Origin of the sequence: Nocardia sp. CA-084685 (assembly GCF_050955785.1) — a bacterium.
Classification (GTDB): domain Bacteria; phylum Actinomycetota; class Actinomycetes; order Mycobacteriales; family Mycobacteriaceae; genus Nocardia.
In genome coordinates this window covers 9169794-9182200 of the sequence record NZ_CP192094.1, presented here as the reverse complement: position 1 = coordinate 9182200, position 12407 = coordinate 9169794, and the positions used below count along the sequence as shown (strand labels likewise).

Genomic DNA, 12407 nt, shown 5'->3' with positions numbered 1-12407 from the left:
TCACACCAGCAGCGAGCCGTGTCCCATGGCGCGGAGCATCGACAATAACTCTGAACGGGAACGAGCACCGATCCGGCGTCGGATACGGGCGACATGATGCTCCACCGTCTTGGCGGAAATGTACAGGCGAGCGCCGATTTCCCGATACGTCAGACCGAGCAGGACGAGTTCGGCGACCTCGCGTTCACGTTCGCTGAGAATCGCCGCGTCGGCGACCGGTTCCGGGGCCGCGGCCGGTCCGTCGCCCGAGGCCGCGGCTGGTGCGCTCGGACGGACCACGGGTTCCTGCGGACGGGAGTCGGCACGCACGGTTCTGGCCAGTTTCAGCAGGGCGGTCGCGGTCGCGGAATCGGCGGCGCTCAGCGCGGCCTCGCTCGCGAGCCGGGCGGCATCCCAGGTCAGTCCGATCTCACTGAGTCCGGCCACCGCTGCCTGCACCGGAGCCGCGGCGACCTGACCGCGCAGCACCAGCACCCAGGTGCGGCCGGCGTCGGCGAGGATCGCGGCATGCCGGTCACCGGATTCGGCCGCGGCCTTGAGCAGCCGGGCGTGCGGAATCAGTTCCTCCGGACTCTCGTGTGCGATCGCGGCCTGTACGCCGTACCAGTGGAAGGCATTGGCCCAGGCGGGTGGCTGGTCGAGTCGCCGCAGCAGTGCCAGGCAGGCATCGACCAGCGGCGCGATGCGGCGCTCATCGCGCAATCGGATGCCCGCCAGCCACAGTTCGCCGATCGGCAAGAGGGTGAGCAGGTCGGCGTCGACATCGTCGAAGAGCGGATAGGCCGCCTGCCAGGCGCGGGTGAGTGCGGCGTGGTCACCGCCGCGGCGGGCCAGACCGACCGCGACACCGTGCGCGAGCAGGCGGTCGCGGATATCCAGGGAGTCCATGTGCAGCGCGGCGACGGTGGTCGCGGCGGCCTGTTCATCGCCGCCGAGCATCGCGGCCCAAGCGGTGAGCACCTGCAACTGATGGCAGCGCAGGCCGCTGGTGGTGGCCCGGCGCAGCGCCTCACCGGCGCGACGGGGTTCGCCGGTGCTCAAGCACAGCAGCGTCGCGATGGAGACCGCGGTGCACGGCAGGAACCGATCGGTGCCAGCATCGGCCTGCGCGGCCTGGATGAGTGCGGATACTGCTGCGGCGGTGCTGGTTTCGTGTTCGACGATGGTGCGCGCGAGTGCGGTCGCGATCAGCCGGGCGTGCGCATTGGCTTCGGTGGGCGGCCATTGCGTCGCCGATTCGGACAGCTGCGCGGCCGCGGCCACATCACCGGCGAGATACTGAATGGTCGCGCCGACCGCCCAATCCGCGCCGACCCGATGTGCGCCGAGCCAGGAATACAGCTGAGCGGCGCGTCCGACCAGACCGCGGCGGGTCAGCACCGCCGCGCAGATCCGCACGGCCGCAGCGAGTTCCGTGCTGGTGACACCCGGACGGGCCAGCACCGGCTCGGCAAGTCGCATGGCCGTATCGCCGTCACCGGTGCATGCGGCCGCCTCCGCCCAGCGCAGCGCGATGACGTCCGGATCCGCCCCGGCCGCTGCTGCGGCGGCGTAATAGCGCACGGCCACCCGCCCCGCCTTTTCGGCTGCGGCACACAGGAATTCGGCGAGGCGATGGTCGCGGACGCCGGATTCGGCGAGCAGTAGCGCGGTGTGGTCGCGCAGCAGACCCGCATCCAGGCGCGCATTGAGCAGGCGACGCTGCACGGCCACGAATCGGCGGTCCCCGAGCAGGGTGCGCAGCGGTGCGACCGCGGGTTCCAGCAGCAAATCGGCATCGGTTACCAGCGCGCTTGCCCTGGCCCGATCGATCAGGTCTTGGGCTGCGGCGGTGTCCACGCCGAGCACCTCGGTGAGTTCGGTGGAGTCCAGGCCGGTGCCGGTGGTGGCGACGACCAGGGTCTCCAGCAGATCCGGTTCGAGATCGTCCAGCAGGGCGCGGGCCCAGGCGGCGACGGCGTCGTCGACGGTGCGGATTCCGGCATCGAGTCGGGCCGAGCAGGCGGCGGTCAGCGCGGCGACCACGCCACCGCGGCTGCCCCCGGTCTGGCGATGGATGTGCTGGGCGACCGGGCGTGGCACCGCCATGCCCAATTCGCGGGCGAACGGTGCGATATCGGAGACGCCGAGCGCGCGCAGATCGGCTACCCGTCCGCGGCGCGCGACGGTGTCGGCGAGTGTGCGCAGTTGCGGATCGTGCGGGCGCGGCTGGGTTGCGACAATGACCGTGAAGCGGCCGGATTCGATTGTCGCGCAGAGCAATGCGAGGTCTGATTGGCTCAGAGTGTGGGCATTGTCGATGATCAGAGCCGGACGCGGCATGCGTGGGCCCGCGCCGTCGGTGCGCTGGATCGGATGTGATCCGTTATCGGAGGGCTGGATGATCTTGGGTCTTTCGGCGGTTCGGGTCGCGTGTCCGTCGCCCGTGGCGTGGGCCGCGCCGTTGCCGGTGAGCACATCGTCGTGGTTGAGGCGCCGTCCGTCGGCGCGGGGGACATCCGCCACCGCATGCGCGCCATTCACTTGCGCCGCAAGGTGTTCGGGCATTACGGGATCGTCTCGGAACGGGACGCCGTGAGCGCGCAGGCGAGCCCGGATCACCGAGAGGAGGGTGGATTTGCCGGAGCCGGAGCGGCCCCTGATCAGATAGACGACCGGTTCCCGGTCCGCGGAGTCCAATTCGCGGAAGATCTCGCGTGCGCAGGGCAGCGTGTCGAAGGCGATATCACCCATCATCTGCCTCCGGGGATCTTGGGAAGTGCGGATACGACGCCGCCGACGGTGTCGCCGACCGCATCGCCCAAGGTGTTCGTCGGCAGGGACGGCACGGGCGGGATCTGCACCTGCGTCTGCGTCTGCGGCGCCGGCTGCGGTTGTGGCGCGGGTTGGTTTTGCGTTGCCGGAGCTTGCGCCGAGGGCTCGGCGGCCGGTGCCGGTTGGGCGGGAGCCGGTTGGCTCTGGGTGGACTGGCCTTCGGTGGACTCGACTGCGGCAGGTTGGCTACCCGTGCCAGTGACGGTGCTCGTTGCGGCGGACCCCTGTTGTCCCGAAGCTGGTTTCGGATTCGGACTGCCGACGGGCGAATCCTTTGCGGAGGTCGTCACCGAGCCGGTGGAAGTGCCGCCATTGGTTGCCGCGACGACGGATCCACCCGGTGTTGTTGTCGGATCGGAGTTCGTCGGTGGCGTCGGGCCGGACTGCGCGCCGATTGCGACGGTGCCCGTCGCGAGTGCGCCGAGCACCAGGGCCGCGCCCGCGATGATGGCGGCGCGCTGGCGGCCGCTGAGCCTGCGGCGTCGTTCGCTCGCGCTGGGCAGCGTCTTTTTGGGCGAAGTGTCATCGCGTGAAGCGCCACCACCGACCACCGGGCTGGTGGCGGGCTTTTCGACCGGCCGGGGCACGGTGGGCAGTTCCTCGGTTCGCGCGTTGCTGCCCATGGCCGCCATCGGGGTGCGATCCACGGTGACCGTCAACAGGTCCGCGGCGAGTTCGGCGGCGCCGAGCGCGCTGGTGAGCCGCGGCTGCGGCGCCGCGACCACGGGGAGTCCGAATTCGGTGGAGATCAACTCGGCCACCAGCGGAATCGCACCACCGCCGCCGGTGAGCAGCACCCGGCCGATATCGCCGATATCGAGGCCGGCGCGATGTACCGCATCGCGGATGAGATCGAGCGAAGTCAGTAAAGGCCCGCGCAGTAGGTCCTCTAGTTCGTCGCGGACGAGTCGGATGTTTTCGGCGTCATGATCGGCCGGGTTCAAACGGACCGGGACAACTGTCGCGGTATTTGTGGAAAGCTCTTCTTTCGCATATCGGCAGCGATCGCGCAATGCCGACAATTCCCGTTCCACCACCGGATCGAACGGATCGAAATCATTTCCACGTAAGGCATTAGCCAAGACATAGCGCATGGTCAACAGATCGAATTCGGCGCCGGCGACATCGGTAGTGCGTAATGGCGCACCGCGCACGGCGGCCTGCGCGCCGGTGCGCACCACCGAGACGGTGAGGCCGGACGCGCCCAGGTCGTATACGACAACTGTGCCTTCGCCGAGCGGGCCGTGTGCGGTCTCCAACCAGCGCACCGACGCGGTCGGCTCCGGAACCAAGGTCACCTCGCGCAGGCCCGCGCGATCCAGCGCGGCCCGCTGCACATCGACGGTATGTCGCGACCACCACGCCGGATGGCAGGCGACCATGGAATGCGCGGCGGCGGCACCGATCTCATCGATCAGACAGCTGACGGCGGTGGCCACGAGATCCGCTGCGGAGTGGGCGGTTCCGTCCTCGGCGAGGATATCCACCGGATCACCGACCCGGGCGAGGAAACCTTCGAGTACTACGTCACTCGAGTGCCTGCCGGTGGCTCGGGCACCGCTCCCGAATGCGGGCGCCGCATGTGGGGCGAGGCGCAGCACACTCGGATGGGTAATGACGGTGTCGCCGGAGTGGCCCCGGTCATAGTCGCTGCCGTCCCCCGGGGTCGCCACGGCGACCGAATTCGACGCTCCGACAGTGATGCCGAGCGCCAGACGCTCTGTCATTCGAGAACCCCGTTCGAAACTGTGTGGCCCGGTAATCGCTGTTGTGTGGACAGGAAGGCGGAGTTGACCTGCCAGCCGCACCACTTCTGTCGGTTGCTGGGGGTCAGCCGTTACTTAGTCGGGGAAGTTGCGGGGGAATTCCCCTAACTGTTCGGGTGCCCCTAACCGGAACGTGCGGTGCGTAGTAGGGGTGCGCCCCGTTTCGAAGTAACGCCGGGCGTCCCTAGCGTGAAAAGCATTCCAACGACTGCGGATCGCGAGGGTCCGCTCATCCAGGAGATGATTTCGATGACACCCAACGCGATTCTGGAGTTCATTCTCAACCTGCTCCGTGACCACGAGGCGGCGGTGGGTTATTGCGCCAACCCCGGCCAGGCGCTGGCAGCTGCCGGTTTGCCCGCCGTTACGCCGGAGGATATCGCCGCTGTCGCCCCCATGGTCGCCGAATCGGCCCTGATCGCGGGCGGCTCGCAGCTGTCCGCGATTGTGGCGGCCGGTGGTGCCGGGGCCGCGGATGCGAGTGCCGCCGCCGGAGCCAATACCGCCGCCGCGGTCGGACTCGGTGCGGCCGCCGACGCGGGCGTGGACCTGGGCACCGATATCGACCTCGGCGCGGACCTCGGCCTCGGTGTTGGTACCGGGCTCGACCTGGGTGCCGGGCTCAACGGCGCGCTCGGAGCCGGGCTGCAGGCCGGAGCCGATCTCGGCGCCGGTCTGGGCAGCATTGTCGGCGCGGGCGCGGATCTGACCGCCGGTCTCGGCGGCGCCATCGGCGCCGGTGTGCAGGCCGTGACAGGTCTCGGTGGCGCGCTGGGTGGTGCGCTCGGCGCGGGTGCGGAGGCTGGTGCGGATCTGGGCGCTGGTCTGGAGGGCGCGCTCGGTGCCGGAGCGCAGCTCGGCACGGGTCTGGAGGGAGCTCTCGGTGTGGGCCTGAATGGCGGTGCACAGGTGATTTCCGGCCTGGAGACGGGTCTCGGTGGCACTCTCGGCGGGGGTGCCGACCTCGGCGCCGGGCTGAGCGGTGTCATCGGAGCGGGCACTCAACTGGGAGCCGACCTCGGTGCTGGCCTCGGCGGTGCCATTGGCGGCGGTGCCCAAGCAGGCGCTGAGCTGGGCGCTGGCCTCGAAGCGGGCCTCGCCACCGGCCTCGGCGGCGCACTCGGTGGCGGAGCGCAGCTGGGTTCCGAACTCGGTGGCAATCTGTCGACGGGTCTCGGCGGCGCGGTGAACGCCGGAACCCAGGCGGGTGTCGATCTGTCCACAGGCGTGAGTGGCGCGGTCGGCAGCGGCGCGGAGCTGGGCACCAATCTTGGCGGCAGCCTGGCCACTGGCCTCGGCGGTGCTGTTGATGCCGGTGCGCAGACGGGCGCCGATCTGGGCGGCAGCTTGACCACAGGCCTGGGTGGCGCTGTTGGTGCCGGCACACAGGCTGGCGGCGGTTTGGAATCCGGCCTGTCCACCGGCATTGGTGGCGCGTTCGATAGTGGTGTGCAGCTGGGTTCTGAGTTCGGTGGCAATCTGTCGACGGGGCTCGAGGGGGCGGCTGGTGCTGGTGCACAGGCCGGTGCTGATCTGGGTGGCGGTTTGTCCACAGGTCTGGGCGGTGCTGTCGATGCTGGGGCGCATGCTGGCGGTGGTTTTGAGTCCGGCTTGTCCACCGGAATCGGCGGTGCGCTCGGTGGTGGTGCGCAGTTGGGTTCTGAGTTCGGTGGCGATTTGTCGACGGGTCTCGAAGGTGCGGCTGGTGCCGGTGCTGATCTGGGTGGCGTTTTATCGACTGGCCTGGAGGGTGCGGCGGGTGCTGGTGCACAGGCGGGCGCGGGTCTGGGTGGCGGTTTGTCCACGGGGCTCGGCGGTGCTGTTGATGCAGGTGCTCAGGCGACGAGCGGTCTGGAAGTGGGGGTGTCCAATGGGATTGGTGGGACTGCGGGAGTTGGGGGTGGTTTGTCCACAGGGTTGAGCGGTGCTGTTGATGCTGGGGCGCAGGCGACTTCCGGGATCGAGGGCGCTTTCGATGCGGGGGCGCATGCGGGTAGTGGGCTCGGTGGTGGGCTGGAGGCCGGTCTAGGTGGGGCGCTGGACGCCGGTGCTGGGCTCGGTGGTGGGGTGTCGAGTGGGGTTTCGTCGGCGATCGGTACCGGTGCTCAGGTGACGTCGGGGCTCGAGTCGAGTTTGGCTACCGGTGCGGCGCTCGGTGCGGGTGCTGACCTCGGTGGCGGGTTGTCGAGCACGCTGGGTGGTGCGCTCAACGGCGGTGCGCAGGTCGGATCGGAGCTGGGTGACGCTGGGACGCACGCTACCTCCGGGTTCTCCAGCGCTATCGGTGGCGCGGCTGATCTGGGTGGCGGTTTGTCCACAGGTCTGGGGGGTGCCGTCGGCGCCGGGACACAAGCCGGTGGGAGTCTGTCTACGGGCCTCGGCGCTGGTGCACAGGCTGGTGCTGATCTGGGTGGCAGCCTGGCGTCCGGTCTGAGTGGTGCGGTCGGCACGGGTGCACAGGCTGGTGCCGGTCTCGGTGCGGGTCTGTCCTCGGGTCTGAACGGTGCGATTGGTGCTGGTGCGCACGCTGGTTCGGAGCTCGGTGCTGGCCTGAATGGCGCGGTCGGCACTGGTGCGCACGCGGGTTCGGAGCTCGGTGCGGGTCTGTCGTCGGGTCTGAATGGTGCGGTTGGTGCTGGTGCGCATGCAGGTTCGGAGCTCGGTGCGGGTGTGAATGGCGCGGTCGGTGCTGGTGCGCACGCGGGTTCTGAGCTCGGTGCGGGTCTGTCAGTGAGCGGTGCGGCTGATGCCGGGGGCCATGCGGCTACCGGTCTGGAGACGGGGCTGTCCAGCGGAGTCGGTGCGGCTACCGGTCTCGGTGGCAGTGTGTCTACCGGAGCGCAGATTGCAGTCGACGCGGGTACGCATGTGGGGACAGGGCTGGAGACCGGTCTTTCCAGCGGAATCAGCAGCGGCGTGCATGCCGGTAGCGGTCTGGAAACCAGTCTCGGCGGTGGCATCGATAGTGGTGCGCACGCCGGATCAGGTTTGGCGACAGGGCTTTCCAACACGACGGATGCGGGCCTCGGTCTCTCATCGAGTGTCGACTCCACGGCGCACTCCGGTGCCGCGGCACAGACCAGCGGCGCCGCGGATCTGGGCGGCCACGCCGGTTCCACACTGACCGGCGGCGCCTCCTCGACCGTCGGGTCCACTGCGAATACCTGGTCGTCGCTGGATGTTTCGAATGCCTTCGGTTCCGGACTCGACAGTTCGGCCGGTTCGCATCTGGATACCTCGGTTACCGGCCACAGCGATTCCGGCCTCTTCACCGATACTCATGCCGGTACCGATCTGGCCGGACATGCTGGCGGCGATCTCGGCGGCGACGCCTTCCTGCACTGAGAGTGATTCGTACGAAAGAGGTTCGATGGGGACACCGGCAGTGAATGCTCAACCGCCCGCGGTACCGCTGCTGACGGTATTGGGTGAAACCATCGCCGCGGCGCGCGCCGCGGGTCGCAATGATCTGGTCGGTCGCCTGGAAATGGCGGCCGACCGGGTCCGCGATCCGCGGCGGCGCATCGTCATCGTCGGACACCTCGGTCAGGGCAAGAGCTGTTTCGTCAATGCCCTGTTGAATCTGGAGATCTGTCCGGTCGGCGATGACGCGACCACCGCGGTACCCACCTTGCTCTCCCACAGTCCCGAACCGTATGCCGAACTGGTGCTGGCCGGGCCGAGTGGAACCGAGGAGGCGCGAGTTCCGGTGCCGGTCGATGAGATCGGCATGATCACCGTTCATACTCCGCAGGCCCACGGCCGCCGGGTGCAGCGCATCGATGTGCGACTCCCGAATCCGCTGCTCGCCGATGGCATCGTCCTGGTGGACACCCCCGGCGTCGGCGGCCACGGAAGTGGCTACGCGGCAGGCGTACTCGGCCTGGTCGCGACCGCTGACGCGGTCCTGGTGCTTTCGGATGCCTCCACCGAACTCACCGAGCCGGAACTGGCCTTTCTCCGGCAGGTCCGCGAACTGTGCCCGACCACCGCACTGCTGCTCACCAAGATCGATCTGTATCCGCATTGGCGTCAAGTGCATGAGGCCGATCAGGGGCATTTGAGCCGAGCACGAGTCGAGGTGCCGATCATTCCGGTTTCCGCGGTACTGCGCAGGCACGCGATGCTGCTGCAGGACCAGCAACTCGGTGTCGAATCGGGCTTCGGTGTGTTGTATCAGTTCCTCCGTGAACAGGTGGTCGCGCGCGACCAGGCCGCGACGCTGGTCGCGGTCGCGCATGACATCCGGTCGGCGGCAGAGCATTTGGCCCTCGCGCTCGGCAGTGAACTGGTCGCGCTGCGCGATCCCCGCCAGGGTGCGATGGCGGTGCGCGAGCTGCAGTTGGCGAAGACCAGCGCCGAGGATCTGCACCGGCGCACCTCGGCCTGGCAGCTGACGCTCTCCGATGGCATCACTGATCTGGCCGGCGATGTCGATCACGATCTGCGTGAGCGCCTGCGCGAGATCGCCAGAACGGGTGAGGAATGGATCGATAAACATGATCCGGGCCGCCATTGGGACCGGATTGCCGAATGGCTCACCGGCGATATCGACACCGCGCTCGGCGACAATCTGTTGTGGACGCATACTCGCGCCGTGGAACTCGCCGAGCGGGTCGCCGAGCACTTCACCGAACTCGGCATGGTCGAGCTGCCCGATGTCAGCTCCGGCCTGCACACCGACGACAGCCGCGCCGGTGGGGGCACCCTCGCCGATCTGGAGCCCGATATCAGCTTCGGCAGCAAAATCCTGGTTGGCATGCGCGGCTCGTACGGCGGTGTGCTGATGGTCGGGCTCGCGACCACCTTCGCGGGGCTCGCGATGCTGAATCCGATCTCCATCGGCGCCGGTGTCCTGGTGGGCGGCAAGGCATTCCGCGATGACAAGCAGGCCAGACTGGCCCGCCGCCGTAATGAGGCCAAGGTCGCCATCCGGCGTTTCATCGATGACGTCGCGTTCCAGGCGGGCAAGGAATCCAAGGACCGACTGCACCGCATCCATCGGGCTTTGCGCGATCACTACACCGGCGTCGCCGAACGCAGCCTGCGCTCCATCGATGATTCGCTGCGGGCCGCGCAGGAGGCGGCGAATATGGAAACGGCCCGCCGGACCGAGCGCTGTGCGGTGCTCGATCGGCAGCTGCACATGGTCGCCGAGCTGCGACGCTATGCCGATGCTATGCAACCTGCCATCGCCGCGCCGCGGAAAGGGGCCGCCGGTACGGTAACCCCGTGAGAAGAGACGTGACCCGGCATGATGTTCGGCGCTCGCCCGGCATTGTCGCCGAGGCGCATCAGCTGGTCGCCGCGGCCAGACAGGCATTTCCTCGCGAGCCGCGACCGCGTGCGCTGCTGGCCGACTGTGCCCGCCGCCTGGATCAACCGCTGCGGGTGGCGCTGGCGGGTTCGCTGAAGGCGGGCAAGTCGACCCTGCTCAACTCCCTGGTCGGTCAGGATATCGCTCCGACCGACGCGACCGAATGCACGCGCGTGGTCACCTGGTACCGCAACGGCTCGACCCCGAGCGTGACGGCTTATGCACCGGACGGCTCGACGGCGAATGTGGTGGTGCGCCGCGGCAGCGGCACGCACGGGCTCACCTTCGATCTGGAGCGACTGAACTGGAATGCGCCGGGACCGCGCGAGGTCGACCATCTCGAGGTCGAGTGGCCCGCCGCCGCGCTGGCGAACACCACCATCATCGACACTCCGGGGACATCGTCGCTGTCGCGGGAGGTGTCACTGCGCACCGCGCGACTGCTCACCCCTGGTGATGCCGACGGCGAGCGCGGCGCGGCGGCCATTTCGATTCCGGGCGCGGACGCCGTGGTCTATCTGCTGCGTCGCCTCGATGATGCCGATGTCCGTTTCCTCGAGCAGGTCGGTGCAGGAACCGCTGGCGCGCAGGGCATTTCGGGTCCGCTGGGTGTTATCGGTGTGGTCTCGCGTGCCGACGAGATCGGCGCGGGCCGGATCGATGCGCTGCACTCCGCCCGCGATGTCGCGACACGTTTCGCTGCCGAGTTGGAGCGAACGGGACTGTGTCAGGCGGTAATCCCGGTCGCCGGTCTGCTCGCATTCGCCGCGGCAACGCTGCGTCAGCAGGAATTCACCGCCTTCGAGGCGCTGGCCCGGGTCCCGGTCGAGGAGTTGAGCGCCGCTTTGCTCTCGGCAGATCGTTTCGCGCGCCCTGATATTCCACTCCCGGTCCCGCCCGAACTCCGCGCCCAGCTCGCGGCACGTTTCGGCCTCTTCGGAATTCGCATGGCGGTCACACTGATCCGCCTCGGCGTGCGCGACTCCGCCGCGCTGGCAGCGGAATTGACCAACCGCAGCGGCGTGGACGAACTCCGCTCGGTCCTCGACGTCCAATTCGGACAGCGCGCCGATCAACTCAAGGCTCACTCGGCCCTCACCGCGCTGGCGCGAGTGCTCACCGCATACCCCGGCACCCCCGCCGACCAGCTGCTTCCCAGAGTTCGCACCCTGCTCGCCGACGTGCACGGTTTCGCCGAACTCCGTCTGCTCGGTCGCCTACGTACCGATGAATTGGCCTTGCCCGCAGCGGATCTCGCCGAACTGCACCGCCTGATCGGCGGCTCCGGCGTCGCTCCGCATCTGCGACTCGGCCTGCCCTTCGGCACCGACCCCGCCATCCAGCGCTCGGAGGCCATGGCCGCCGTGCGCAAATGGCGGGCCCGTGCCCGCCACCCCTTGGCCGACCAGTTCACGACAACCGCCTGCCTCACCGCGGCTCGCAGCGCCGAAGGAACTTTGAGCCTGCTGCCGGAATAGTCCCGCACCGAGCTGAGTCGAATGGCGGTTCGGTTCATCGAGGCGGCGGCTAGGGGATGTCGGTGCCCGACCACAGGACCTACCGCAGCCCGTCAGGGCTGGTCAGCCGGTGATTCGGCGCAAGGCGGCTGCCAGGTCCTTTCCTGACGGCGCGTGGTCCGGATCTATCAGCACCTGGGCGGCAAGCCCCGTCAGTAGCGCCTGGTAAAAGGACCCGATGGCGCGCCCACCTCTGGTGTCGGATTCATCGATGCCCTCGAAGAGCCGGGCCAACCCGCGCCGAGCTTCGTCGAGACTTGCCGCCAACTGTTCGCGGGTCGCCTCGTCCTGACCCGATTGGGCGAGGATGTCGAAGGTCGCCGACCAGAGTCCGCGATGGTCCGCGATCGAGTCGAGCACCGCGGTCCAGTTCGCTTCGAAACGTCGCAGCGCAGTCGAATTCGGTTGCGCGGCCGCACTCAGTGTCCGTTCGAGTTCATCGCCCCACTCCCGATTCAGCTACAGCGCACGTCGGAACACCGAAGCCAAGGCGGTTTTCGCCTTCGAATCCGAACAACTCGACTACGACTACCGCGATATCGAACAGCAGAAAAAGATCGTCGCCGACCGATTCGACGGGCAGGGCTGGGAGGTGCCGAAACTGCTGGCGCACCTCGATACCGCCGAGGATTTCTATTTCGACGCCATGGCACAGATCCACATGGACGACTGGTCGAAGGGCCGCGTCGCACTGGTGGGCGATGCGGGCTACTGCGCATCACCATTGTCCGGTCAGGGCGCGGACTTGTCGCTGGTCGGCGCATACATCCTGGCCGGTGAACTCGCCGCCGCGGGTGGTGATCACACCATCGCGTTCGCCCGCTACCGCGCCGAGATGCTGCCGATGGTGCGGGCCTGCCAGAACATCGCCGAGGGCGTCGGCAAATGGTATGCGCCGCCGAGCAATTCGATGATCCGCATGCGCAATCTCAATGTCCGCCTGCTGCCATATTTGCCGTGGCGGGGGCTGATCGGCGGTGCGCCGTAGAAGGT

The 12407-nt window shown here is 68.3% G+C and carries 7 protein-coding genes; 4 read left to right on the top strand and 3 right to left on the bottom strand.

All coding sequences use genetic code 11. The features are described 5' to 3' along the window. Together ACQP2U_RS40540 and ACQP2U_RS40535 are read right to left on the bottom strand one after the other, a co-directional pair. Positions 1–2733, bottom strand: a complete 2733-nt coding sequence (locus ACQP2U_RS40540) for a LuxR C-terminal-related transcriptional regulator (RefSeq protein WP_433716756.1) — start codon at positions 2731–2733, stop codon at positions 1–3. Next, positions 2733–4541: an Hsp70 family protein gene (locus tag ACQP2U_RS40535; protein ID WP_433712444.1), complete on the bottom strand. Its 1809-nt coding sequence runs from the start codon at positions 4539–4541 to the stop codon at positions 2733–2735. Before ACQP2U_RS40535 ends, ACQP2U_RS40540 begins: the two co-directional genes overlap by 1 nt. 288 nt (positions 4542–4829) lie before the next feature. On the opposite strand from ACQP2U_RS40535, the gene ACQP2U_RS40530 reads away from it, so the two are divergent. Genes ACQP2U_RS40530 through ACQP2U_RS40520 form a run of 3 tightly spaced genes read left to right on the top strand, consistent with a single transcriptional unit; the run spans position 4830 to position 11375 of the window. Continuing rightward, entirely contained in the window at positions 4830–7925 is a 3096-nt protein-coding gene (locus tag ACQP2U_RS40530) for an IniB N-terminal domain-containing protein (protein WP_433712443.1), read from the top strand. A gap of 25 nt (positions 7926–7950) precedes the next feature. Further along, complete coding sequence (locus ACQP2U_RS40525; RefSeq protein ID WP_433712442.1) at positions 7951–9816, top strand: dynamin family protein; 1866 nt, start codon at positions 7951–7953, stop codon at positions 9814–9816. After that, a complete protein-coding gene (locus ACQP2U_RS40520) occupies positions 9813–11375 on the top strand; it encodes a dynamin family protein (RefSeq protein ID WP_433712440.1) in 1563 nt (520 codons plus the stop codon). Before ACQP2U_RS40525 ends, ACQP2U_RS40520 begins: the two co-directional genes overlap by 4 nt. A 102-nt stretch (positions 11376–11477) precedes the next feature. Here ACQP2U_RS40520 and ACQP2U_RS40515 read toward each other — a convergent pair whose 3' ends face one another. Next, positions 11478–11774, bottom strand: a complete 297-nt coding sequence (locus tag ACQP2U_RS40515; RefSeq protein ID WP_433712438.1) for a TetR family transcriptional regulator C-terminal domain-containing protein — start codon at positions 11772–11774, stop codon at positions 11478–11480. On the opposite strand from ACQP2U_RS40515, the gene ACQP2U_RS40510 reads away from it, so the two are divergent. After that, complete coding sequence (locus ACQP2U_RS40510) at positions 11722–12402, top strand: FAD-dependent monooxygenase (RefSeq protein WP_433712437.1); 681 nt, start codon at positions 11722–11724, stop codon at positions 12400–12402. The genes ACQP2U_RS40515 and ACQP2U_RS40510 overlap by 53 nt on opposite strands. Positions 12403–12407: the final 5 nt, after the last annotated feature.

Bases quoted from the DNA above. Each gene is read 5' to 3' on its own strand.
- ACQP2U_RS40540 (WP_433716756.1), bottom strand. From the start codon at position 2,733: ATGGGTGATATCGCCTTCGACACGCTGCCCTGCGCACGCGAGATCTTC.
- ACQP2U_RS40535 (WP_433712444.1), bottom strand. From the start codon at position 4,541: ATGACAGAGCGTCTGGCGCTCGGCATCACTGTCGGAGCGTCGAATTCG.
- ACQP2U_RS40530 (WP_433712443.1), top strand. From the start codon at position 4,830: ATGACACCCAACGCGATTCTGGAGTTCATTCTCAACCTGCTCCGTGAC.
- ACQP2U_RS40525 (WP_433712442.1), top strand. From the start codon at position 7,951: ATGGGGACACCGGCAGTGAATGCTCAACCGCCCGCGGTACCGCTGCTG.
- ACQP2U_RS40510 (WP_433712437.1), top strand. From the start codon at position 11,722: ATGTCGAAGGTCGCCGACCAGAGTCCGCGATGGTCCGCGATCGAGTCG.